Raw genomic sequence first — 24,025 nt, 5'->3', positions numbered from 1 at the left:
CAGGGACCTGATGGGAACTGAGAACAGCAGCCGCCGCGGACGCACCATCGCGTCCGCGGCGGCCGCGCTGCTCCTGGCTGGCGGCATCACCACCATCGGCCTCGGCCTCCACGCCGAACCACCAGTCCCGGGCGGCACCAGCACTGTCTCGGCCAGCGCGCCGGCCAGGGCTCCATTCCCTGACGCCAGCAGCCCTGCGCCAGCGCCTTTAACGGACCCGGTCAATGCACCGGCACCGCCTATCCCGCCTTCCGCGGCTGTTCCTGCGGCCCCGGATGCGGCTTTGCCCGCCTCTGCGCCGGTCCGGGTCGAGGTCCCCGCCATCGGCGTTGACGCGGCCCTGACCCCTGTGGGCAAACAGGCGAACGGGGAAGTCCAGACCCCGTCTGGGGAACCCGGGTCATCTGGGGGCTGGTACCAGGACTCGCCCACGCCCGGCCAGAGCGGGTCCGCGGTCATCCTCGGCCACGTCAATACCACCAACAGTGATGTCGGGCTGTTCTACCGGCTCCACGAACTCACCCCGGGCCAGGCCATCACCGTCACCCGCGCGGACCACACCGCCGCGGTCTTCACCGTGGACAAAGTCGATGTCTATCACAAAGCCACCTTCCCGACCGTGGCGGTGTACCGGAACGCGGACCGCCCCGAGATCCGCCTGATCACCTGCGGCGGCTACGACCCGGTGACCCGGGAGTACCTGGACAACACCGTCGTCTACGCCCACCTGAGCTCCAGCCACCCCGCCTGAACCCGGAACCGCTGCCCCCTGCCTGCCCCGGAAGTGCCCGTCAGCTCCCTGAAAGGGAACACCATGAAGACGAAGAGTACCCGTCAACGCCTCGCCCTTGCCCTGATTGGTGCGGCCACCATCATCGGTGCCAGCGCCTGCGGGACCTCCGGGCAAGGGTCCAGCTCATCACCCGGGTCGCCGACGACGCCAACGGCTTCCTCGTCAGCGTCCATGGATGCCGGGATGGGAGCTTCCCCGATGGCATCATCAATGGGAGCCACGATGGGAGCCACCAGCGGGTCCACCGGGATGGCGGCCGAATTGACGATCCACATTAAATCCTTCGCCTACACCGGCCCCGACAGTGTCCCTGCCGGGGCGAGTGTGACCGTGATGAACATGGACTCTCAAGCCCACACCGTCACCGCTGACGACGGGTCCTTCGACGCCGTCGTCAAAGCCGGCACCAGCACCACGTTTACCGCCCCCGCCAAGGCAGGGGCCTACGCCTACCACTGCACCTACCACTCCAACATGCAGGGGACCCTGACCGTCAAATGAGCAAGGACCGCACCCCTGCCCGGGGTATCACTGGCGCCGGTAGCCCGGAACCAGCCCGCCCCGGCCGTGGCACCGTTGTGGGTCTCGTCCTGCGGGTCCTGGCCGCGGCCGCTCTGGCCGTGGACGCGATCGTGCACGCCCGGATGGCGCCAGGCTACCAGTCCGCTGCTCCCGAAGGCTTCGGCGAGGGCAACCTCTTCCTCGCCGAAGCCGTCGCCGCCGCAGCAGCCGGGCTCTACGTCCTGATCCGCGGCAGCAGCCCCGCCTGGCTCCTTGCCCTGCTCACCGCCGGCGGAGGGCTGGCGGTGCTGCTCCTGTACCGCTACATCGATGTTCCGGCGTTCGGGCCGTTCCCGGCCATGTACGAACCCGTCTGGTTCGTCGAAAAGACCCTCACCGCCTTCGCGCAGGGCGCCGCGGTCCTCCTCGTCGCCATCGCGCTGATCCTGGACCGGCGATCCCGGCCGAAAACTGCCTCCGGTACGTCCGCCCCCACCGGCAGGGACACGCCCTGACACCGAAAATTCCTGTTTAGTGGAATACGTGGAGAGAGAAAGTGCCACGCACGCTCTGGACCAATATCTTGGAGGTTAACGACTTCCTCCTTAGCTTTTTTGCCAAGTACCCCGACAGAAAACGGAGAAGAAAAATGACCGGAACGAACACGTCAGAGCGCGCGCAGCAGTTGAAAGGGCTGCACGAGGCCCCGGAGATCCTGCGGGTTGTCAATGTCTGGGATGCCATCAGCGCGGCCACGGTAGCGGCACTGCCGGAGACCAAGGCAATCGCGACCGCCGGCCACTCCATCGCCGCCGCGTACGGCTACGCGGACGGGACGATGCCCCTGGAGGTAGCGCTGGCAGGGGTCAAGACAATCGTGGACGCCGTTGACTTTCCCGTCACGGCCGATCTTGATGATGGTTACGCCAACCCGGGCGAGACGATCCGCAAGGCTATCGGTCTCGGCGTCGTCGGCGCCAACGTTGAAGACCGGCTCCGGCCCTTCGATGAAGCAGTCGCCCGCGTGCGCGCCATCATGGCAGCTGCCCACGCCGAGGGCATCGACTTTCAGCTGAACGCCCGCACCGACGCGATTGCAAGGGGCGGTCACCGTCCCATCAAAGACAGCATCGATGACGCCATCACCCGGGGCCGGGCATTCCTGGACGCCGGTGCCGCGCTGGTCTTCGTCCCGGGAGCACTCACCCGCGAGGTCATCGAGCCGCTGGTCGAGGGACTCGGACGCGGAAAGCTATCAGTGATCGGCGCACCCGGTGCCCTGCCCGCAGCCGAGCTGCAGGAACTCGGGGTAGCCCGCGTCTCCTATGGCCCCTTCACCCAGCGTGTCGCCCTGCGCGCACTCCGCGACCTCGCCACCGACCTGTACTCGAACGGTGTCATTCCCGCCGACACCCCGCCCCTGAACTAACTACAGGACCAGCCACCGGAGCGGCCCCATGAAGTTGATCCGTGTCATTGCGGCGTTTCCTACGGTGGATGCCGACCAGGACCCGGTCACCCTGCATCTCACGAACCCCCGACATAACCCGGTGTAGCCTTCAGAACTCGTCGTCACCAGCCGTCATTCCTGTTCGAAGTCGCAAGTGAAATACGTCAAGCCCCCGGGTTTTGTGGAGACGTGTTTTAGTCGGAAGTTACGTGGGTCTCTCGCCCGGATTCGTTGAGTTTCCGGGCGGGGGGCCCGTTTTATACGGTTTCGCGTAGTCAGAATAGTTGTCGTGTCTTTCCCGAATGTGAGGGAAAAGCACTCTAAAATGTTGTTATGATGAAGCGAGGCGGCGCGGTTCATGTAGTCAGAGTTGTGAAGTCCCATACGGACAAGCATGGCCAGGAGCGCGTATACCGGTCGGCGTACCTGCGCCGGACCTACCGCGAGGGCGGGAAGGTCCGCAACGAAACGGTCGCGAACCTTTCGGCCCTGCCCGGGCATGTGGTCGACTTCATCGACGCCGGGCTCAAGGGCCGGCACCTGGTGCCCGCGGACGCCGTGGCCACCATCACCCGGTCCCTGCCGCACGGCCACGTCGCCGCGGTCTTCGCCCAGGCCAAAGCCCTCGGCATTCCCGCTCTGCTCGGCCCGGCCTGCGGGCAGCGGGACCTGGCCCTGGCCCTGGTGATCGCCCGGGTCTGCAGACCCGGTTCGAAGCTGGCGACCACCCGCTGGTGGGCCGACACAACCCTCGCCGAAGACCTCGGAGTCGCCGGCGCCACGACCGATGAGGTCTACGCCGCGATGGACTGGCTCGCAGGCCGGCAGGAAACCATCGAGAAGGCGCTGGCGAAAAGGCATCTGTCCCCGGAGGCCAACCCGGACCGGCTCGCGTTGTTCGACCTGTCCTCGTCCTGGGTCACCGGGCACAAGTGCCCGCTCGCGGCCCGCGGCTACTCCCGCGACGGGAAGAAAGGTCTGGAGCAGATCGAGTACGGTCTGCTCACCGACCCCGAGGGCCGGCCGGTCTCGGTGCGTGTCGTGCCCGGGAACACCGCGGACCCGGCCGCGTTCGAGGCCCTCGCCAAGGACTTCAAAACCCGCTACGGCCTGGCGGACATGGTGATGGTCGGAGACCGCGGCATGATCACCTCCGCCCGGATCGAACAGCTCAAGGAACTCGGCGGACTGGGCTGGGTCACCGCGCTGCGCGCCCCCGCCATCCAGGCCCTGGCCGCCGACGACGGGCCCCTGCAGATGAGCCTGTTCGACGAGCAGGACCTGGCCGAGATCGCCCACCCGGACTACCCGGGCGAACGCCTCATCGCCTGCCGCAACCCGCTCCTGGCCGCCGAACGGGCCCGCAAACGCACCGCACTGCTCGCAGCCACCGACACGGAGCTGGCCAAAATCACCGCCGCCGCCGAAGCCGGGCGGCTCAAAGACGCCGGGAAGATCGGCGTGCGCGCCGGCAAGGTCGTCGGCAGATACAAGATGGAAAAGCACTACACCCTGACCATCGGCGACACCTCGTTCGCGTACGCCCGCAACGAGGAACAAATCGCCGCCGAGGCGGCCCTGGACGGAATCTACATCATCCGCACCACCATCCAGGACACCCACATGGACGCCGGACAAGTCGTCGCGACCTACAAGTCCCTGGCCAACGTCGAACGCGACTTCCGCTCCATCAAGGCCATCGACCTGGACCTGCGCCCGATCCACCACCACACCGAAACCCGGGTCCGCGCCCACGTATTCATCTGCATGCTCGCCGCCTACCTCACCTGGCACCTCCGCCGGGCCTGGGCACCCCTGACGTTCACCGACGAAAACCGCCCCGAACCGGAGAACCCCGTCGCCCCCGCAAAACGATCGGCCGCAGCGCAGACCAAAGCAAGCCGGCGCACCACCCCAGACGGACACCCCGCCCACAGCTTCCGGTCCCTGCTGGACCACCTGGGAACCCTGACCCGCAACGAGATCCGCTACGGCGCCGAGGAGACCGCGCCCCTGATCCCCACCCTGGCCGTGCCCACCCCCATCCAACACAAGGCCTTCGACCTGATCGGCCAAAGCTTCCCGCTGACCCTGAAGTAGACAGAAGGAGGAACCCCGGAAACAGCGGAATCCCCGCCAACGGCGAATTCTGGGGATCGTTGCAACACCTGTGGTGGTTAGGTGGTTACCAGTAGATCACGAAGGCGCTCGGCGGGGGTATCCCAGTCGAGCGTTTTGCGTGGGCGGGCGTTGAGTTCCTGGGCGACGTGTTCGAGGTCTTCGGGCCCGTAGGCGTTCAGGTCGGTTCCCTTGGGGAAGTACTGGCGCAGCAGCCCGTTGGTGTTCTCGTTGGACCCGCGCTGCCAGGGGCTTCCCGGATCGCAGAAGTAGACATCCATGTCCGTGGCGATGCCAAAGGCCTTGTGCAGGGCCATCTCCGCGCCCTGGTCCCAAGTGAGCGAGCCGCGCAGGTGTGCAGGCAGGTCGCTCATGGTCTCGATGAGCCCGTCACGCACGGATTCGGCGTTGTGGTCGGTGGGCAGGTGCACCAGCATCACGTACCGTGTGGTGCGTTCCACGAGAGTCGCGATCGCCGACTGGTTGTAGGCGCCGGTGATCAAATCCCCTCCCAGTGGCCCGGGACCGCACGGTCTTCGACCTCGGGCGGGCGTTCGGAAATATTGATCATCGGGTCCCGGAAGCGGCTGGTGCGTTCCTCCGGGTTCTTGTGGGCCTTGCGGCGGGTGCGCCCGGTGCGCAGGGCGTCCTTGACCTCGCGCTTGAGCCCGCCACGGGCCTGGAGATAGAGGGCCTGGTAGATCGTTTCGTGGCTCACGCGCATCTGCTCGTCATCGGGGAAATCCTTGATCAGCAAGTGGGAGATCTGTTCGGGCGAGCACCGGGTGAGCAGCTTGCCCTTCACGAAATCCCGCAGCCGCCGGTTGCCGCTCAGCTTACTGGTTTTGGGCCGCGACCGGCGCGCCACGGCGGCCCGCTGGGCGCCGTAGGGCTGGTAGCCGAGCACCGGGTGGCTGTTGCGGGAAACCTCGCGGCTGATCGAGGACGGGGAGCGCCCCAGGGCCGCTGCCACGGCCCTGATGGAGGAGCCCTGGGACTTCATGTCCCGGATCCTCTCGCGGTCCCGCAGCGACAGGTACCGGGGATCGATCACCTTCTCCAGTGCCGTTTGGGGAATCGAAACATTCGTTGTTCCGCCGGTGGCCTCGGGAGGCGCAATCGCAGTAGTCACCTCCCGTTTATAGTCGACGGCAGCGGGCTCAGGGTAAACAAGTTTCCCCTTGGCCTGGACTATGCCGTTATCCCACATGAAGGCCGTTTTACGGTCAACACCGACGGCCGCTGTTGCTTCACGCCGGCCCACCCCGGCTGCGCGCAGGCGGAAGAACTCCTCGCGTTTTCCCACCGTCACGCGGACACTGCGGATGCCGGCGGCCTTGGCCCAGTTATGACACGTATCTTTGCTCAGGCCGAGCTGCCTGGCCGCTTCGGTGACGCTGCCGACACTATCCAGGACAGTGAAGAATTCGGCTTTCTGGGCCTGCGAGTATTTCCGGTTGGGCCCCTTGATCTTCCTTGCCCGTTTAGGCAATGCTCCGGTCTCGTGGACCCAGGCGTAGCAGGCGGCGGTGCTCAGCCCCAGCTCTGAAGCCGCAGCCGAGACGTTCCCGAGGCGGTCCAGGAGCGTGAAGAACTCGTCCTTCTGAGCCTGCGTATACTCCCGGCGGGGTTCCGAACCCTTCACACCCGACTTGAGGTGGATCCCTGCTTGCCGGACCCACTTGCGGCACGTTGCCGCCTTGAATCCGAGCTCTCTGGCCGCCGCGGCGGCACACTCCAGCCGCTCCAGCACAGCGAAGAATTCATCCTTCTCGGCCTGCGAGTACCGCCTGTAGGTGTTCTTCTGTGACGGCGTGGGCGGAGGACCCGATTTTCCCTTTAAAGAAGATTCTTGATTTGAAGACGGCAAGGTCGTTGCAACTCCCGAAAATCTGGGGTGTTGCAACGACCGCTAGAACTGAAGAACGCGGGGATTCCGCACGTCATGCCAGACGTAACTTCGGTTTAGTTGGAAATTGATGGCAGTTCCGGGGCCGGATGGCTGGCGTGGAGCTGCTCCTATTCGAATGACGGGACATGGCCAATCTCGCCGTGCAAGCGACGGTGGTTGAACCAATCTAAGTACTCGACCACGGCGACTTCAAGGTGGTTGATGTCCCGCCAAGGGGCCCTTGTTGCGGATAAGTTCGGCCTTGAACAGCGAGTTGAACGCCGGCGAGGGCGGGGGTCGAGGACCACTGCGCGGAAAAGTAGCGCTAGGCATCAAAATGACCAAGTTGGAGTGGCTTTCCCTTACGGCGATGGGAAGTTCGCCTTGTTCAGCCTGAGCAGTCACCCGGACGTCCGTAGGCGTTGCGTTGGCCCGGACATGGCATGCTTTACAGCCGTACGCGAACCGACAATGGCTTGGGCGCAACTCTTCCGCGAGTTGGTCCCCAAGCCCCGGTACGCCGGTGGCGCGGGCGGCCTGGGCCTGGGTCTGGGCCTTGGCCTGGCTAGGTCCAGCGCCGAACTAGTCTGCCGAACACACACGGACTGCCTAATCATCCGGTTGCGGCACCGGGTGCCCTGGAGAGTACCGGTCACGGCGCAGCGTCCGGGTTGACGGCCACCCCGGAATTGGCCAAGGTTTACCAGTGCCCGCGAAATCTGAACAACCCATGCCTGAGCGGCCAATGCCGGGCACCGGCCGCCAGATCGCGGCGCTGCTGGCGTTCCTTGCCCTCTCCCACGCGGTGTCGTTCCTAGGTTCCCTGGCGATCATCGCGAACGCCCACGGCTGGTACGCGGCCGCGAACAAGGCGCCCTGGACACCGCCGGACTGGGTCTTCGGGACCGTCTGGACGGTGCTCTACACGGCGATGGCGGTAGCGGCCTGGCTCATATGGCGCCAGCGGTCGGCCCCACGCCGAGGCGCCTTGTCAGCCTACGGGCTCCAGCTGGCCCTGAACCTGGCCTGGGCACCGGCGTTCTTCGGCATGTACCCCATGCTCGGAACCGCCGCACTGTGGCTGGCTTTCTTCGTCATCACCGCCCTGTTCCTGGGAGTGGGCCTGACCGTTCTCCGCTTTGGCCCCATCAACACGACCGCAGGGCTGTTGTTACTCCCGTACATTTCCTGGATCATCTTCTCCGCCAGCCTGAACCTCTACGCGGCAACCACCAACTGACCCGCAGACACTCCACCGGGGATTCACCCACAGGCTTGTGAATTCGTGAAATATCTGACCCTAAGCTTGCACGGCGTTCGGTAACGATCGTTCGCAAGACACTCCAAGGCGTCTTTGCAGTGTGGCGGTACCACGGGGCGAATTTTGTAGTGCTTCCCGTGTACGCGGCTGTGTAACGTCCAACCCGGTTCGTGATACGTTTCGGGAATGCGAATCGGATACGGGCGTGTCTCAACACGCGATCAGCACCCCGAAGCCCAACACGATGCCCTGCGCGCTGCTGGCTGCGAGCAGATCTTCCTCGACACGGCGTCGGGGAAGCTGGCCCGCCGACCCGAACTCGACAAGGCGCTGCTCTCGGCCAACCGGCCCGGCGATCAGCTAGTCGTCACCAAACTCGACCGGCTCGGCCGCTCGTTGGAAAACCTCATCGAGCTCTCCAAAACGCTGCAGGAGGGCGGCGTGGACCTGGTGGTCCTGGACCAGGGCATCGACACGTCCACAGCCATCGGGCGGATGTTTTTCCAGATCCTCGGCTCGATCGCCGAGTTCGAACACGCCCTGATGTCCGAACGGACTCGGGACGGGCTGGCCGCCGCCCGCGCCCGGGGCCGGACCGGCGGACAGAAACCAAAACTCGGCCCCCGCCAAGTCAAGCTGGCCCGTGAAATGTACGACGAAAAGGGCCCAGACGGGAAACGGGCCCACACGGTTGAACACATCGCCCAGGAATTCGGCGTCACCCGGCCCACGATCTACCGGCACCTCGCCAAACCATGAACGGTGGGCCTTGGGCGCCACAGCCGAACGACGGCATGTCCGTGAGGCACGGCCGTTTAGTAGATAGGGACTTCTGAAGTGGCTCTACGTTCTTTGCTCACGGCTGCTGAGCGTGGCCAGATCCTGGCAATGCCCACTGGAACGGAGGACCTTGCAGCCCACTACACGCTCAGTGTTGTGGATATGTCGTTGATCCGGCAACGCCGCGGAGAAGCTAACAGGCTGGGCTTTGCCGTCCAGCTGTGTCTCCTGCGACACCCGGGAATCGCGCTGGCCGAAGACACTGAGGTGCCCCCTGAAGTCGTTTCGTGGCTGACATCTCATCTGGCCGTTTCGCCCGAGGCCTGGGGCGAGTATGGAACACGTGAGGAAACGCGGCAGGAGCACGGAAGGGAGATTCGCGCATATCTGGGCATGTCCGCATTCGGAATTGCAGACTTCCGCCAGCTCGTGGAGCACGTGGGCGATGTGGCTGCGCAAACAGACAAAGGCCTGCTCCTGGTTGAAAGCGCGAAGGACTTTCTGCAGGCAAAGAAGGTCGCTCTGCCTGCCATCAGCGTCATTGAACGGGCTTGCGCACAGGCCCTGACTAGGGCGAACCGGAACATTTACGCCACGCTATGCGGCCACCTCTCCATCGAGCACCAGAAACACCTGGACGGGTTGCTTCTCCGTCGCCCCGATAGTTCATCGACCGAAATCGGCTGGCTGCGGCAGGCACCGCTGCGTCCCAACGCACGGGCGATGCGTGAGCACATCGACCGACTCACTACCTGGCGTGCCCTTGATCTTCCCTGGGCAGCGAGCCGGCTGGTTCACCGGAACAGGTTGCTAAAGCTTGCCCGTGAGGGTGCCTCCATGACCGCGGCCGATCTGTCCAAGTTCGAGCCCGCACGCCGGTACGCGGCCCTCTTTGCCATGGCCGTGGAAAGCATGGCTACGGTCACCGACGAAATCATCGATCTGCGCGGTCCGGATCATCGGCCGGCTCATCCGGACCGCGCAGAACAAACAAAACCGCCACACTCTGGCGTCCCGCTCCACCGTCGCAGCCATGATGCGCATTCACTCGAGGCTGGGTGATGTCCTCTTTGAGGCCAAGGAAAACGGTGAAGACCCCTTCGCTGCGAACGAAACAGCCATCGGCTGGGAATCACTGGCCGAAAGCATCGCCCAGGCCAAAGAACTGACCAGGCCGGCCTTCGAGGACCACCTCGCGCTGGTTAGTGCCCAATTCGGCACGCTGCGTCGCTACACCCCAGCCTTTCTTGCCGTCCTTGACCTGCATGCAGCCCCAGCAGCACAAGACCTGCTGGCCGCGATCAATGTCATCCGCGCCCTGAACACCACCGGCGCCCGGAAGGTCCCCGACGATGCACCGGTCTCTTTCATCCGGCCCCGGTGGAAACCACTGGTCTTCACCGAGAACGGCATGGACCGGGGGTTCTACGAGTTCTGTGCCCTCGCGGAACTCAGGAATGCGCTCCGGTCCGGAGACATATGGGTCACCGGATCGCGTCAGTTCCGCGACTTCGATGATTACCTCCTGGCCGGTGCCGACTTCTCCGGCATGAAAAACGCCGGGAAGCTGCCGCTGGTCACGACCGATGGAAGCACCCGATACCTCGAAGGCAGGCTCGCTCTCCTTCAGGAGCGGCTGAAGGAAGTCAACGATCTCGCCGCCCGCGATGAACTCCCCGGGGTGCTGGTCACCGACAAGGGCGTGAAAATCACCCCGCTCGAAACGATCGTCCCCGCGCACGCGCAACCCTTGATCGACCAGGCAAGCGCCATGTTCCCGCGGATCCGGATCACCGACCTGCTGATGGAAGTGGACACATGGACCGGATTCACCAACCACTTCACCAGCCTCAAATCCGGCCACCCCTCCAAGGACAAGCAACTCCTGCTCACCGGCATCCTTGCCGACGGAATCAACCTGGGACTGACGAAGATGGCCGAGTCCTGCACCGGCGTCACCTACGCCCAGCTGGACCGCCACCAGGCAGCGTACATCCGGGATGAAACATACAGCGCCGCCCTGGCGGAACTGGTAAACACCCAGCACGGTCACCCCTTCGCCGCACAGTGGGGCGACGGGACCACCTCTTCTTCTGATGGGCAGCGCTTCCGTGCCGGCAGCAAAGCCGAATCCACCGGGCACGTGAACCCCAAGTACGGCGTCGAGCCGGGCCGGCTGATCTACACGCACGTCTCCGACCAGTACTCGCCCTTCCACAGCAAACTCGTCAACGTTGGTGACCGCGACGCGACCTACGTTTTGGACGGGCTGCTCTATCACGAGTCCGACCTGGCGATCCAGGAGCACTACACCGACACGGCCGGATTCACCGACCATCTCTTCGCCCTCATGCACCTGCTCGCACCTCGGATCCGCAACATCGGCGACACCCTCCTCTACGCACCCACCAACGATCCAGGACTCCCGGCCTTGGCCCCGCTGATCGGCGGAACGATCAACACCGCAACGATTGGCCTGCACTGGGACGAGATCCTACGCCTTGCCACGTCCATCAAAACCGGCACCGTGACCGCCTCCGTGATGATGCGAAAGCTCAGCGCCTACCCCCGCCAGAACGGCCTCGCCCTCGCCCTGCGGGAACTGGGCAGAATGGAACGGACCCTCTTCCTGCTGGACTGGCTCCAAGACCCCGGCCTGCGCCGCAAAGTCACAGCAGGCCTGAACAAGGGCGAGGCCCGGAACACCCTCGCCCGGGCCGTGTTCTTCAACCGCCTCGGAGAAATCCGTGACAGGTCCTTCGAGCAGCAGCGCTACCTCGCCAGCGGGCTGAACCTGCTCACCGCAGCCATCGTTCTCTGGAACACCGTCTACCTTGACCGCACCGTCTCCGCCCTCAACAGCAACGGCGACATGATCACGGACCCGGGCCTCCTGCGGTTCCTCTCACCCCTTGGCTGGGAACACATCAACCTCACCGGCGACTACACCTGGCCACGCACCAACCACATCAAACCCGGCAAATACAGGCCACTACGACGCCCAACAAAACCTTAGCGTCGGATATTTCACTTTTTCACAAGCCACCCCATCATCACCCTCGTCCTGATCGCCGCAGGCACCCAGCAGGCCGGTTCCGGGCCCCAGTGGTGGGTCATCACGGCCTGCGCCCTCGCCATCGCCCTCGGCACCTACTCCGGCGGCTGGCGCATCATCCGCACCATGGGAGCAGGCCTGACCGACGTCAAGCCCGTCCAGGGCTTCGCCGCCGAGACCAGCACCGCCTCGGCCATCCTCGCCTCCTCGCACCTGGGCTTCGCCCTGTCCACCACACAGGTGGCCTCCGGCTCGGTGATCGGTTCCGGAATGGGACGCCGGGGCACCTCGGTGCGCTGGGGCACGGCCGGCCGGATCGCCGTCGGCTGGCTCTTCACGCTGCCGGCGGCCGGGATCGTGGGCGCGCTGACCGCCCTGCTCGTCAAGACCGGTGTCATCGGAGTCGCCATGGCGGCAATGGCCGGCACAGCTGCGGTCTGCTACATGTTTATCCACTCGCGGAAGTCCCATGTGGGCCACCACAACGCGGTCCAGGTAGAGGAAGCGGGCCACGCCGTGCAGTTCCGCAAGAAGAAACCGGCCGGCAAGCCGAGCAAGAAGAATAAGGATGTCCAGCGATGAAATGGTTGGAAATTGTCACCGTGGCCGGCGCGACCCTCGTGGCGGCGGTGACGGTCGTCGTCCTGTACTCGCTCGGCGTCCGGCTCACCGCCATTGCCGGCGACGTCCGGGAAAGCAACCCGGCCTGGGTCCGTCCGCTCGCCTACGCGTGCTTCGGCCTGTGCGGCGCTGCCGTCCTCTTCGGGCTCTACCTGATCATTCCGTGCTTCAGTAAATAGGCGCCTCGTCGACGGGACCGTCCCCGCACCGCGGCAGGATGGGCACGCAGGCCCGAAATAGGTAGGCTGGGGCCATGCCGAGCCTCCAATACTTCGTGGCCTCCTCCCTCGACGGATTCATCGCCACTGCCGATGACAGGCTGGACTGGCTGCTCCAGTTCGACGGCTTCGCCGGCGGCAAGGAAAGCTACGATGCGTTCATGGCCGACGTCGGCTGCATCGTCATGGGCGGCGAAACCTACGCGTGGCTGATGGAGCACGAACCCGGCAACTGGCCCTACCCGGGCACCCCGTGCTGGGTCTTCACCCATCACGAACTCTCCGCCCCGCAGGGCACGGACATCACCTTCGTCCGCGGGCCCGTCCGCGAATTCGCCGAGGACCTGAAGGACGCGGCGGCCGGCCGGAACGTCTGGATCGTCGGCGGGGGAGTCCTGGCCGCTCAGTTCGCCGACGCCGGCCTGCTGGATGAGCTGATCGTCTCGATCATCCCGGTGGTGCTCGGCGCCGGCAAGCCGGTGCTTCCGATGGACGGCCCGACGCCGCCACTGGAGTTGATCTCCTCCCACACTTTGGGACGCGGGATTGTCGAGTTGCACTACCGCTTTGGCGGCAGGCCCTAGCGCGGTTTCCGGGCCGGCCGCGGTGCCGGCCCGGCCCTACAGACGATACCGCCTTCTACCCCGCGTCGTCGCGGATCAGGTTGGTGATCCGGGCGGTGGAGAGCCGGCGCCCCTTCTCGTCCGTCATGACGATCTCGTGCGTGGTGAGCGTGCGCCCGAGGTGGATCGCGGTGCAGGTTCCGGTCACGGTGCCTTCCGCGATCGGGCGGTGATGGGTCGCGCCCACCTCGATGCCGAGGGCGTGCCGTCCCGGGCCGGCGTGCATCCCGGCCGCGAAGGAGCCGAGCGTTTCGGCGAGGACCACATGTGCCCCGCCATGCAGTATGCCGGCGACCTGGGTGTTGCCGGCCACCGGCATCGTTGCCACCGACCGTTCCGGGCCCATCTCGAGGAAATGGATCCCCATCTTCACCACGAGGGCACCGATACCCCTCCAGCCGAGCCAATCGAGCAGTTCGTCGGGCACTCCCGCGGCTGCCAGTTCGGCCGCGTAGGGGGCGGGCGTGAAATTGTCCATCATGGCAACTAGGCTGGCACCTGTGAGCGAAACTACCAAACCGGCCCCTTCCCCAGCTTCAGCAGATCCCGCAGCAGTGGCAGACAACGCGTCCGTACTGGTCGCTGAGCCCGTCGCGAAGCCCCGCGGCCGCGCGGACGTGTCCGCCACGGAGGCGCCCGTGGTTCCCATCACGGACCAGCCCCGGCTGATGGTCCTCGACGGCCATTCCATGGCCTTCCGTGCCTTCTTCGCCCTGCCGGCCGACAAGTTCTCCACTGCCAATGGGCAGCACACCAACGCGATCCATGGGTTTACCTCCATGCTGATCAACCTCATCAAGGAACAGAAGCCCACCCACGTTGCCGTGGCCTTCGACGTCTCGGATGACACCACGCACCGCAAGGCCGAGTACAGCGACTACAAGGGTGGCCGCAACGAAACCCCCCGGGAGATGAGCGGCCAGATCGACCTCATCGACAAGGTCATGGGCGCCTGGGGTATCAAGACCATCAAGATGCCCGGCTATGAAGCCGACGACATCCTGGCCACACTCGCCACCATGGGAGACAAGGCCGGTTTCGAGGTACTCCTGGTTTCGGGTGACCGTGATGCCTTCCAGCTCATTACGGACAACGTGTTCGTGCTGTACCCCAAGAAGGGCGTCAGCGACATTCCCCGGCTGGACGCGGCGGCCATCCAGGAGAAGTACTTCGTGAGCCCCGCCCAGTATTCGGACCTCGCCGCCCTGGTGGGGGAGTCCGCGGACAACCTCCCCGGCGTTCCCGGCGTCGGCCCCAAGACGGCGGCCAAATGGATCAACCTGTACGGCGGCCTCGAGGGGGTCCTGGAGAACCTGGATTCAATCGGCGGGAAAGTGGGGGACGCCCTCCGCGAAAACGTTGAGGACGTCAAACGCAACCGGCGGCTGAACCGGCTCCATACCGACCTCGACCTCCCGGTAACGCTGGACGATCTCGCGGAACCGCGGCCGGATCAGGCCGCCCTGGAGGAGTTGTTCGACGCCCTCGAATTCAAGACCATCCGCACCCGGCTCTTTGCCCTCTACGGCAGTGAGGTTCCCGAAGCGGAGCGGGAAAGCCTGGAAACCCCGGATTTCGTGACCCCCTCGGACGCTGCCGAGCTGGCCGCCTTCCTGGCGGGAGGTTCCGCCGGGCAGCGATCCGCCGTCGCGGTCGATCTGGTCCCGGGCCGGATCGGGGAGGATGCCGCCGCGCTGGCGATCGTCCGCGACGGCGCCGCCGCTTACATCGACCTGGCCGGCCAGGACGCCGGTTCCGAAAACGTCCTGGCGGCGTGGCTGCGGGATCCCGGATCGCCCAAGGTCATGCACGGTTACAAGGCGGCCCTGAAGGCACTGACCGCCCGCGGCCTGGAAATCGGGGGCGTGGTGGACGACACCTCGATTTCCGGGTACCTGATCCAGCCTGACCGCCGCAGCTATGAGCTCGCCGAACTGGCCCAGCACCACCTCAACATCAGCGTCTCGACCGAGGCCGCCAAGGCCGGCCAGCTGGAGCTGGCGTTCGACGGCGATGACGCCGCCGCTGCCGGCGCGCTGGTCCAGGTGGCCGCCGTCGTCCAGGCCCTGAGCCGTTACTTCGAAACGGAACTGAAGGAACGCAAAGCCCAGGACCTGCTGACCACCCTTGAGCTGCCTGTCAGCCGGGTTCTTGCCGACATGGAACTCGCAGGAATCGCCATCGACATGCCGCGCATGGACGAGCAGCTGGCGGATCTCGCCAAGGTGATCGACAACGCCCAGGAGCTTGCCTTCGCCGCGATCGGCCACGAAGTGAACCTGGGTTCGCCGAAGCAGCTGCAGACGGTGCTGTTCGAGGAACTGGGCCTGCCGAAGACCAAGAAAATCAAGTCCGGCTACACCACCGACGCCGCCTCGCTCAAGAACCTGCTGGAAAAGACCGGGCACGAATTCCTGGTCCAGCTGATGGCGCACCGCGAGTCGTCGAAGCTGAGCCAGATGCTGGAGTCGCTCAAGAAGTCCGTCACCGACGACGGCCGGATCCACACCACCTACGCGCAGAACGTGGCCGCGACGGGACGGATCTCGTCCAACAACCCGAACCTCCAGAACATCCCCATCCGCAGCGAGGAAGGCCGCCGTGTGCGCGGTATCTTTGTCGTCAGCGAGGGCTTCGAATGCCTGCTGTCGGCGGACTACTCGCAGATCGAAATGCGGATCATGGCGCACCTCTCCGGCGACCAGGGGCTGATCCAGGCCTACCAGGACGGCGAGGACCTGCACCGCTTCGTGGGCTCCAACATCTTCCACGTGCCCGTCGAGGAGGTCACCAGCGCCATGCGCTCCAAGGTCAAGGCGATGTCCTACGGCCTCGCCTACGGGCTGACCTCCTTCGGGCTCTCCAAGCAACTGGAGATTTCCGTGGACGAGGCACGTACCCTCATGAAGGAATACTTCGACAGGTTCGGCGCTGTCCGCGACTACCTGCGCGGCGTCGTGGACCAGGCCCGCATCGACGGCTACACGGCCACCATCGAAGGCCGCCGGCGCTACCTCCCGGACCTCACCAGCACGGACCGGCAGCTTCGCGAGAACGCGGAGCGCATCGCACTGAACTCACCCATCCAGGGATCGGCTGCGGACATCATCAAGCGCGCGATGCTCGGCGTGCACTCGGAGCTGGCCGCCCAGGGGCTCAAGTCGCGCATGCTGTTGCAGGTGCACGATGAACTGGTGCTCGAGGTCGCCACCGGCGAGCGGGAGGCCGTGGAGAAGCTGGTCACTGAACAGATGGGCGCCGCGGCCGACCTCAGCGTTCCGCTGGACGTCCAGATCGACGTCGGTCCCACCTGGTACGACGCCGGGCACTAGGTTTCCGGCCCGGGTCTGCCGGGCCGCAGGATCCATTGACGGGTCGTTGACGCATAGGGGCAGCACGTGGCAGAAAAGTATGAGGTCAGGCGGTTCCGGGCAGCCGAAAAAGACGCCGCCGGCTACGCCGACTACGCAGGCTGTGCCGCATGGGTCAGGGCGGTCGGGTTCGGGTTCCACGACGCTCGCCGCAGCGACGAGTTCGTGGACAAGGTGCTCGCGAACTACCGGGCCGACGACGGCGAATTGACGGGCGTCTACCAGGCCGGGGACGTGGCGCCGCATTCCCTGGCCGCGGATGTTCCCGTTGCCACCTTCGCGTCCCTACGCAAGGACCTCAACATCGGTTATGGCCGGCAGCTCCGGGCCCAGCTGGTCACCGCCGTGACCGTCCGGGGAACGCACCGGCGGCGGGGCCTCCTGCGCAGGATGATGACCGAGGACCTGGCCGCGTCGAAGGCGGACGGCCTGGCGGTGGCCGCCCTGACCGCGTCGGAGGCGTCGATCTACGGCCGGTTCGGCTTCGGCGTCGCAACCTTTGAGCGCAGCGTCAAGGTCGACGCCGGGCCGCGCTTCCGCCTGCGCCACGCAGCGGCGGGAACTGTGGAAATCGCGGACCGGAAGGTCCTGCTCGAACTGGCTCCGCAGGTGTTCGAACGGGTCCACCGGGCCACGCCCGGTTCCATCGTGCGCCAGGAGGCCTACCGGCAGCGGAGCTCCGGCTCCTTCGGCCGGGACGGCGGCGAAGACGAGGCGATCAGGTGCGCCCTGCACTATGACGCCGCCGGGACGGTGGACGGCTACGTCGCCTACAAGTTCGCCGGCTGGGACACCAAGCCGTACACGGTGGAAATAGTGGACCTTGTGGCGGCCACGGACGATGCCCACCTGGAGCTGTGGCAGTTTCTCGGCAGCATCGACCTGATCGAACGGATCAGCTGGCAGGACGCGCCGGTGGATGACCCGCTGGCGTGGGCCCTCGACGATCCCCGCTGCATCGAGTCCTCGGACCACCGGGACATGCTCTGGCTCCGGATCCTGGACACCGGCAAGGCGCTGGGCGCCCGCCGCTACCCGGTGGACGGCTCGCTGGTCCTGTCGGTGACCGACGGCCTCGGCTTCGCCGCCGGGACGTTCCTCCTGGAGGTCACGGAAGGGGAGGCTGCCGTGTCCGCCGCGCCTCCCGGCGCGGCTCCGGAGCTGACCCTCGACGTCGCCGAACTGGGCTCGATCTACCTGGGCGCCGTCTGCCCGGTGACGCTGACGGCGGCCGGGAAGATCACCGAACACGCCCCCGGGGCGGCGCTGAAGGCGCGGCTCATGTTCGCCGTCGAACGCGCACCGCACTGCCTGACGCACTTCTGATGGCTCACGCCCGGGGGCGCCGTCTCACCGCCGGATTGAGGGCCCTTGCATGGCGGTGGCACGCGTCCGCCCCCATCGCGTGGTGCCCCGCGGTTTGTACACCGAGAGTACGGTGGCGACCAGCAGGGCGATTACTGCGGCTCCGGCGTCGGCCACGAGCTGGCCTCGCATTCCGGTCATGGCGGCGGGGGACAGGTCGGAGGCCGAGGCTATCCCTGCCATGTGTGTGACGGGCTGCAGGTGGAGGAGCAGCAGGGCGCTGGCCAGGGCAGTGATCAGTAGTTTGATCAGTACCCAGTAGTGGCGGAAGAGTCCCCAGACGGTTCCCAGCGCCTGGACGATGCCGGACAGCAGTGATGCCAGGCTCAGCGGGAAGATGATGAACCACCCGATGAGGTCCATGGCCAGGTACGCTGCCCTGACCAGCTGGGGATTGGTGCTGGTCAGCCCCGCGACGGCCAGAACGAGGAAAGACACCACAGCGCCGAGCCAGCCGACCGAACTGAGGACATGGATGGTCAGGGCGAGCTTGCGCAGACCTGGTGCCATCACCTTCACGGTGTGTGGCTTCCCATTCCGCCCCCGGCAAGGTGGATGGCGGCGAACGCCAGGACGAGGATCACGGCCGCAATCATGAAGGCTTTGACCCAGCGGGGAGTGCCGGGCTCGGGGCCGCGGACAGGCTTCCGGCCGGAGCCCTCGTCACGCGCGTCGGTAGGCTGGGGCCGCTCGGTCATCGCCGGTTCTTCTCTCGCTTGGCTGCTCCCTGCTCGTTCACGCAGGTTTTATAAGACACTATGTCTTAGTACGTCAAAGTGTCCAGTGCGCGGCGGGTTGTATACTTCGATCATGCCGAAGCTTTGGAATGCGACCATCGAGACGCACCGCAGCGCCGTGCGGACAGCCATTCTGGACGCGACGGCTGCGCTGGTGGCCGGGCACGGACTGGCTTCGGTGACGATGTCGCAGATCGCCCAGACGGCAGGCATCGGACGAGCTACCCTGTACAAGTACTTTCCGGACGTGGACGCAATCCTCTCGGCATGGCACGAACGCCAGATCCAAGCCCATCTGGAAGAGCTGGCCCGGGTGCGGGACCGCACCTCGGGTCCGGCCCGGCAGCTTGAAGCGGTTCTGGAGGCTTACGCCCTGATGTCCCACTTCGGTCACGGCGGTGCCGACGCGGCACGGCTCCATCAGGGCGAGCATGTCGGACGGGCCCAGCAGCACCTCATGGAATTCGTGACGGATCTGCTCCGGGAGGGAGCGGAGGCCGGGGTCTTCCGCAGCGATGTCGCCCCGGTCGAGCTCTCAGGCTACTGCCTCCATGCCTTGGAAGCCGCGGGCGGGCTGAGGTCCCGCGACGCTGTGCATCGGCTCGTCAACCTCACCCTGACCGGGCTGCAACCACCGCCGCCCCCTGCCGGGGTGGCCGGGACGCGGCGCCCGGGGACCAGCGGCTAGGACCAGGTGGGCGCCGTCGCCTGAGCGCCAGGTCCCGCCGCCCTCCGGCCGTCCCCACGGGCGGAGGCTGGCGGGTCAGGCCACTGCGGCCAGCAGGGCAGTGCAGGTGGCTTCGCAGCGGCGGCAGGCCTCGGCGCAGATCCTGCAGTGCTCGTGCATGCCGGCGTGCCGCTCGCACTCCTGGGCACACGCGGCGCAGGCGGCCCGGCAGGCCTCCGGCACCGTGCGGGTGAGGCCGGCGTTGGTTCCGGTCTGGCGGGACAGGATGTTGCCGGTGGCGGCGCAGATGTCAGAGCAGTCCAGGTCGGTGCGGATGCAGGTGGTGAGGTCGGCGACCATGTCCTCGGCCAGGCAGGCGTCAGCGCACGCGGTACAGGTTTGGGCGCACTGGAAGCAGGCGGCAATGCATTCGGCGAGCTTGTCCTTCCCGAGCGTTCCCGCACCCTGGGGGTGGGCATCGAGCATCGCACTGATGTGGTGGGACATGATGCACTCCTTGTTGCTGTGATGTTGCGGCCGGACGTTTCCGGCCGTGACGCCCACCCTAGTCGGGCACGGGGAACGCCGTCAGCCCCGGACGCTCTCGAGGCCGGCCCGCGGCTTCTGGATTCCACGGGATGCCCTCTGGGCGGCGTTCTGTGTGGTTAACCGTTGGTTCCGCCAGCACAGGGGGCCCCTGGTTCGGGCGCGTTCGGGGACTGGGCGTAGACGCGGATGAAGGCCGGGATGCGGGAGTCATCGGCGTTCTGCAACGTCAGCTGCGTGCCCCAGGCGGTGGCGGTGACCGGGGCGCTCTGCTCTTTGTCCGGGCTGAGCAGGACGTAGGGCTTGTCTTTGGCCAGGGCGGTGAGTCCGGTGATGTCGGCTGCCGGCAGGGCGGGGCTGTAGGTGATCCACACGGCGCCGTGTTCCAGGGAATGGACGGCGCGTTGTTCGCTGACGGGCTCGGTGTAGACGCCGCAGTTCGTCCAGGCGGGCGCGTGGTCGCCTCCGACGCCGGGCTGCTGCGGGTAGGCGACGGCGTTCTGGACGTGGTTGCGCGACAGGTCGGCGAAGGTCTGGATCCCGTCGATGGGTTTCTTGGCCGCTTCGGCGGCTGCGTTCCGTTCCTGGACGGATCCGGCGACGACCAGGGCCACGGCCGTGATGATGGCGGCCAGGACCACGCCGAAGCTGCCGTAGAGGAGGATGTTGAACCGGCACTGTTTTGCCTGTTGCCGGGTGCGGAGGGCGGCGACGATGGCCTGGTGTTCTGCGCGTCGGTTTCTCGTGTTGCTCATGCGGGTGTTCCTTTGCTTGGCGCGTCGGATTCCTGGATTAGCTCAGGGGATAGGGGTTGCACGGCGGACCGGCGCCGGGACCTGAGCCGCTGGAAGAGGGCAATGCCGGCCAGGAAGAGAAGTCCGGAGACCCAGGTGTTCACGCGCAGGCCCAGGATCGTGTTGGCGGGGTCGGAGCGCATCAGTTCGAAGACGAAACGGCCGGCGGTGTAGAAGACGATGTAGAGGGCGAACACCGATCCGGCGCCGAGCTTGTAGCGGCGGTCCAGGAACATCAGCAGCGATGCTGCGGCGAAACACCAGAGGGACTCATACAGGAACGTGGGCTGGAAGTAGCCGAGGATTTCCGGTGTGCCGTCGGGGGCGGTCAGGGCCTGGCCGGTGGCCTGGTTCATGGCGTGGATCTGCAGTTTCCACGGCAGATCCGTGGGCTCCCCGTAGAGTTCGTTGTTGAACCAGTTGCCCCATCGGCCCAGGCCCTGCGCCAGCAGCAGCCCCGGGGCGGCCGCGTCCGCGAAGGCTGCGAAGGGGACGCCCGCGCGCCTGGCGCCGATGGCGGCGCCGACCAGTCCGAGGGCGACGGCACCCCAAATCCCGAGGCCGCCTTCCCAGATCCGCAGCGCACCCCATGGGTCCCGGCCCGGCCCGAAATAGAGCTGGTTGTCCGTGATGACGTGGTAAAGCCTCCCTCCGACGATGCCGAGGGGAACGGCCCAGACCACGATGTCCAAGGTCTGGGCGGTTGTGCCGCCGCGGGCGCGGAGCCGACGGGCCGTGAGCCAGACGCCGACCACGATGCCGGCCAGGATGCACAGGGCATAGAGCCGTATCAGAGGCCCCAATGCGAAGGCGCTGACCGTCGGCGAAGGGAAGAAGAAGTCCGTCACTGCTGAAGGTCGCATGATACCGGTCACTTAATGTAGGAGAAGAGGGCCATCATGCCCCGTTCTGCGTGGTAGGCGTTGTGGCAGTGCGCGAGCCATTGGCCGGGGTTGTCGGCGTCGAAGATGACGGTGACTGTCTGTTTTGGACGGACGATGACCGTGTCCTTGCGGGCTCCGCCGGCACCGACCTGGAAGGTATGGCCATGGAGGTGCATTGGGTGCCACATGTCGGTGTCGTTGACAAAATTTACCTCGACCCGTTCTCCGGCCCTGATGTCGAAGGTCTGCTCGAAGGGCTTGCTCATGTCGAAGCGGTGCCCGTTGATGCCCCAGTCGTACTTGTCCATTCCACCGGTGAGTTTGAGTTCGTGGATCCGGTCCGGGGTCTTGGCCGCGAGCGTGACGGTGGGGTCGGCCTTGAGCTGTCCGCCGTCCACGACGGTGCCTTCCAGTTTGCCCGGCAGCACCGCCGGCAGGGGCTTCTTGCCGGTGCCGGTACTGATGAAGCCCAGGGCCTTGCCGGTTTTCCCCTCCGGCAGCGCCATCACGGGGGTGAACCCTTCCCCGACGGTGAGGAGGGCGTCGATGCGTTCGCCCATGCCGACCACGACGGCGTCGACGTCCTGATGCTGGACGGGGAAGCCGTCGGTATGGGAGAGCGTGAGCTTCTGGCCGGGGATGCCGACACGGTAGGCGGTGTCCCCGGCGGCGTTGATGATCCGCAGCCGGATGACCTGCCCGGCCGTGGCCGCCAGGACCTCTGCTTCATCCGGAGCCTTTGAATTGAACAGATGGAACGGGTAGCTGACATCGCCGGCGTCCCCGCCGAGGAAATCGCTGCGCGAGCCCATGAGCATGTGCTTCATCCCCATGCTCATCGATCCCCCCGAGGGGGCGGGGGAGGATCCCATGGAACCGTGGTCCATGCCGGACATGGACATGCCGCCGGAGAGTTCTTTCAGGACATCGTCCGGAGTGCCGGTGATGCCGTCCATCCAGTCATCCAGGACGATCACCCAGTCCTTGTCGTATGCGAGGGGCTCCTGTGGGTCTTCCACAATCAGTGCCCCGTAGAGGGCGCGTTCGCGCTGCATGTCCATATGCGAGTGGTACCAGTACGTGCCGGGGTGGGCGAGACGGAAATCGTAGTTGAACCCGGCGCCGGCGGCGATCGGGTCCTGGGTGACATGCTGGACGCCGTCCTGGTCGTTGCGCAGGGCCAGGCCGTGCCAGTGGATGCCGGTCGGGTCCTTGAGGTTATTGGCCAGCGTCACCTGGAGCCGGTCCCCGGCCGTGGCCCGGAGTGCCGGGGCGGTGAGGTTGCCGTTGTAGCCCCAGGTGGTGACGGGCTTCCCGGCGACTGTTGCCTCCACGGACGCGGCGTCGAGGGTCTGGGCGACGGTTTTTCCGGTGAAGGCCCGCCGGGCCTCGTAGTCCGCGACCACGGGGTCCGTGGGCATGACCCGGACCGGGCCTGTGGCGGGGGCAGTGCTGTTGGTGCAAGCCGCGAGGGCCGCTGCGGCCGTAGCGGCGACGGACAGGCCTAAAAAGCGGCGGCGGCCCAGGTTGTGATCGGGTTGGTTATTCATTTGAAGTCCTTTTGACGTGGTCCAAGCGGACGCTCGTGACCAGTGCGTGTCAGATGGGGGTGAGGAAGGTGCCGGAGAGGTTCTGGAGCTGGTAGATCCACGTCACCCAGACCCCGGTGACCATGAGCACGCCAAGGAGGATGAGCATGGAGGCGCCGGCGATGTTGACGATGCGGATGTGGCGGCGGACGAAGGCCAGAGCGGCGCTGACCCAGTTCAGGCCCATGGCGGTCAGGGCGAAGGGGATGCCCAGGCCCAGGCAGTAGGCGAAGGCCAGCAGCGCCCCGCGGCCGGCGCTGCCGGTGGTGACGCTCAGGGACAGCACCGCGCTCAGCGTCGGCCCCATGCAGGGCGTCCAGCCGAGTCCGAAGACGATGCCCAGCAGGGGTGCGCCGGCCAGTCCGGTCCTGCGGCCGAGCGTGATTTTGCGGGTCTGCTGCAGCCAGGGGACCAGCCCGAGCAGGGCTGCGCCCATCAGGATCACCACGACGCCGAGGCCGCGCATCAGGGCATCCTGCCAGCGCAGGAGCCAGGACCCGATGGCGCCGAAGGCGGCCCCATAGAGGGTGAACACGGCGGCGAACCCCAGCACGAAGAGTCCGACGCCGGCGAGCACGCGGCGGCGGTTGTGCGGCTGCGTCGGGTCAGTCAGCCCGGAGACGAAGCCCAGATAGCCGGGCACCAAAGGAAGGATGCACGGCGACAAGAAGGACACCAGTCCCGCAACCATGGCCAACGGAATGGCGATGACCAGCGCGCCGGAGGTAACCATGGATGCGAAGTACCCGCCGATGTCCATC

Annotated in this window: 21 protein-coding genes and 3 pseudogenes; 14 read left to right on the top strand and 10 right to left on the bottom strand. The window is 66.1% G+C overall.

Annotated features, from left to right (window positions below):
* Positions 1-10 precede the first annotated feature (10 nt).
* On the top strand, positions 11-751 hold the full coding sequence (locus tag ACQCSZ_RS09425; RefSeq protein ID WP_427007742.1) for a class F sortase: 741 nt from the start codon (positions 11-13) through the stop codon (positions 749-751).
* Between the two features lie 83 nt (positions 752-834).
* Here ACQCSZ_RS09425 and ACQCSZ_RS09420 read toward each other — a convergent pair whose 3' ends face one another.
* Positions 835-1,068, bottom strand: coding sequence for a hypothetical protein (locus tag ACQCSZ_RS09420; RefSeq protein WP_427007741.1), 234 nt, complete (start codon positions 1,066-1,068; stop codon positions 835-837).
* Here ACQCSZ_RS09420 and ACQCSZ_RS09415 point away from each other — a divergent pair.
* From ACQCSZ_RS09415 to ACQCSZ_RS09400, 4 genes are all read left to right on the top strand, one after another.
* Positions 1,055-1,294, top strand: a complete 240-nt coding sequence (locus ACQCSZ_RS09415; RefSeq protein ID WP_427007740.1) for a cupredoxin domain-containing protein — start codon at positions 1,055-1,057, stop codon at positions 1,292-1,294. The genes ACQCSZ_RS09420 and ACQCSZ_RS09415 overlap by 14 nt on opposite strands.
* The gene (locus ACQCSZ_RS09410; protein WP_427007739.1) at positions 1,291-1,809 is read left to right on the top strand and encodes a hypothetical protein; all 519 of its coding nucleotides are present in this window, start codon (positions 1,291-1,293) and stop codon (positions 1,807-1,809) included. Before ACQCSZ_RS09415 ends, ACQCSZ_RS09410 begins: the two co-directional genes overlap by 4 nt.
* A gap of 134 nt (positions 1,810-1,943) precedes the next feature.
* Positions 1,944-2,723, top strand: a complete 780-nt coding sequence (locus ACQCSZ_RS09405) for an isocitrate lyase/PEP mutase family protein (RefSeq protein ID WP_427007738.1) — start codon at positions 1,944-1,946, stop codon at positions 2,721-2,723.
* Between the two features lie 393 nt (positions 2,724-3,116).
* On the top strand, positions 3,117-4,844 hold the full coding sequence (locus tag ACQCSZ_RS09400; protein WP_427005461.1) for an IS1634 family transposase: 1,728 nt from the start codon (positions 3,117-3,119) through the stop codon (positions 4,842-4,844).
* Positions 4,845-4,921: 77 nt separating this feature from the next.
* Here ACQCSZ_RS09400 and ACQCSZ_RS09395 read toward each other — a convergent pair.
* Positions 4,922-6,126: pseudogene (locus ACQCSZ_RS09395) on the bottom strand (IS30 family transposase).
* A 1,357-nt stretch (positions 6,127-7,483) separates the two neighbouring features.
* Between ACQCSZ_RS09395 and ACQCSZ_RS09390 the strand changes: the two are divergent.
* The 6 genes and pseudogenes from ACQCSZ_RS09390 (at position 7,484) to ACQCSZ_RS09365 (ending at position 13,272) form a co-directional block, all read left to right on the top strand.
* Positions 7,484-7,993 carry a TspO/MBR family protein gene (locus ACQCSZ_RS09390; RefSeq protein ID WP_427007737.1) on the top strand — a complete coding sequence of 170 codons (510 nt, stop codon included), beginning with the start codon at positions 7,484-7,486 and terminating at the stop codon, positions 7,991-7,993.
* A 207-nt stretch (positions 7,994-8,200) separates the two neighbouring features.
* Positions 8,201-8,773 carry a recombinase family protein gene (locus ACQCSZ_RS09385; RefSeq protein WP_427007736.1) on the top strand — a complete coding sequence of 191 codons (573 nt, stop codon included), beginning with the start codon at positions 8,201-8,203 and terminating at the stop codon, positions 8,771-8,773.
* 78 nt (positions 8,774-8,851) lie between these two features.
* Positions 8,852-11,810, top strand: a pseudogene (locus tag ACQCSZ_RS09380) (Tn3 family transposase).
* A gap of 33 nt (positions 11,811-11,843) precedes the next feature.
* Positions 11,844-12,431, top strand: a pseudogene (locus ACQCSZ_RS09375) (inorganic phosphate transporter); the annotation flags it as partial.
* Positions 12,428-12,649 carry a hypothetical protein gene (locus ACQCSZ_RS09370; protein WP_427007735.1) on the top strand — a complete coding sequence of 74 codons (222 nt, stop codon included), beginning with the start codon at positions 12,428-12,430 and terminating at the stop codon, positions 12,647-12,649. The pseudogene ACQCSZ_RS09375 and the gene ACQCSZ_RS09370, both read left to right, overlap by 4 nt.
* Positions 12,650-12,723: 74 nt before the next feature.
* A complete protein-coding gene (locus tag ACQCSZ_RS09365) occupies positions 12,724-13,272 on the top strand; it encodes a dihydrofolate reductase family protein (RefSeq protein ID WP_427007734.1) in 549 nt (182 codons plus the stop codon).
* Positions 13,273-13,327: 55 nt separating this feature from the next.
* On the opposite strand, the gene ACQCSZ_RS09360 is transcribed toward ACQCSZ_RS09365, so the two are convergent.
* Entirely contained in the window at positions 13,328-13,792 is a 465-nt protein-coding gene (locus ACQCSZ_RS09360; protein WP_427007733.1) for a hotdog fold thioesterase, read from the bottom strand.
* Between the two features lie 19 nt (positions 13,793-13,811).
* Here ACQCSZ_RS09360 and polA point away from each other — a divergent pair, with 19 nt between their 5' ends.
* A complete protein-coding gene (polA, locus tag ACQCSZ_RS09355) occupies positions 13,812-16,643 on the top strand; it encodes a DNA polymerase I (RefSeq protein ID WP_427007732.1) in 2,832 nt (943 codons plus the stop codon).
* 66 nt (positions 16,644-16,709) lie between these two features.
* Entirely contained in the window at positions 16,710-18,008 is a 1,299-nt protein-coding gene (locus ACQCSZ_RS09350; protein ID WP_427007731.1) for a GNAT family N-acetyltransferase, read from the top strand.
* A 24-nt stretch (positions 18,009-18,032) separates the two neighbouring features.
* Here the strand turns inward: ACQCSZ_RS09350 and ACQCSZ_RS09345 are convergent, their stop codons facing one another.
* Positions 18,033-18,560, bottom strand: a complete 528-nt coding sequence (locus ACQCSZ_RS09345; RefSeq protein ID WP_427007730.1) for a DUF2269 domain-containing protein — start codon at positions 18,558-18,560, stop codon at positions 18,033-18,035.
* A gap of 2 nt (positions 18,561-18,562) precedes the next feature.
* Positions 18,563-18,745, bottom strand: a complete 183-nt coding sequence (locus ACQCSZ_RS09340; protein WP_427007729.1) for a hypothetical protein — start codon at positions 18,743-18,745, stop codon at positions 18,563-18,565.
* A 112-nt stretch (positions 18,746-18,857) separates the two neighbouring features.
* On the opposite strand from ACQCSZ_RS09340, the gene ACQCSZ_RS09335 reads away from it, so the two are divergent.
* Positions 18,858-19,472 carry a TetR/AcrR family transcriptional regulator gene (locus ACQCSZ_RS09335; RefSeq protein WP_427007728.1) on the top strand — a complete coding sequence of 205 codons (615 nt, stop codon included), beginning with the start codon at positions 18,858-18,860 and terminating at the stop codon, positions 19,470-19,472.
* A 75-nt stretch (positions 19,473-19,547) separates the two neighbouring features.
* Here ACQCSZ_RS09335 and ACQCSZ_RS09330 read toward each other — a convergent pair whose 3' ends face one another.
* The 5 genes from ACQCSZ_RS09330 to ACQCSZ_RS09310 all read right to left on the bottom strand — a co-directional run bounded on the left by ACQCSZ_RS09330 (position 19,548) and on the right by ACQCSZ_RS09310 (position 24,024).
* Entirely contained in the window at positions 19,548-19,958 is a 411-nt protein-coding gene (locus ACQCSZ_RS09330) for a four-helix bundle copper-binding protein (protein ID WP_427007727.1), read from the bottom strand.
* 158 nt (positions 19,959-20,116) lie between these two features.
* The gene (locus tag ACQCSZ_RS09325; RefSeq protein WP_427007726.1) at positions 20,117-20,752 is read right to left on the bottom strand and encodes a DUF3105 domain-containing protein; all 636 of its coding nucleotides are present in this window, start codon (positions 20,750-20,752) and stop codon (positions 20,117-20,119) included.
* The gene (lgt, locus tag ACQCSZ_RS09320; RefSeq protein ID WP_427007725.1) at positions 20,749-21,654 is read right to left on the bottom strand and encodes a prolipoprotein diacylglyceryl transferase; all 906 of its coding nucleotides are present in this window, start codon (positions 21,652-21,654) and stop codon (positions 20,749-20,751) included. The genes ACQCSZ_RS09325 and lgt overlap by 4 nt, the downstream gene beginning before the upstream one ends.
* Positions 21,655-21,662: 8 nt before the next feature.
* Positions 21,663-23,225, bottom strand: coding sequence for a multicopper oxidase family protein (locus tag ACQCSZ_RS09315; protein WP_427007724.1), 1,563 nt, complete (start codon positions 23,223-23,225; stop codon positions 21,663-21,665).
* Positions 23,226-23,274: 49 nt separating this feature from the next.
* Positions 23,275-24,024 (bottom strand): cytochrome c biogenesis CcdA family protein, encoded by a 750-nt coding sequence (locus ACQCSZ_RS09310; RefSeq protein WP_427007723.1) that lies wholly within the window; start codon positions 24,022-24,024, stop codon positions 23,275-23,277.
* Position 24,025 lies beyond the last annotated feature (1 nt).

Source organism: Pseudarthrobacter sp. H2 (genome assembly GCF_050157045.1).
Taxonomy (GTDB): domain Bacteria; phylum Actinomycetota; class Actinomycetes; order Actinomycetales; family Micrococcaceae; genus Arthrobacter.
The sequence above is the reverse complement of the archived record's forward strand: the minus strand, read 5'-3'. Positions and strand labels throughout refer to the sequence as shown.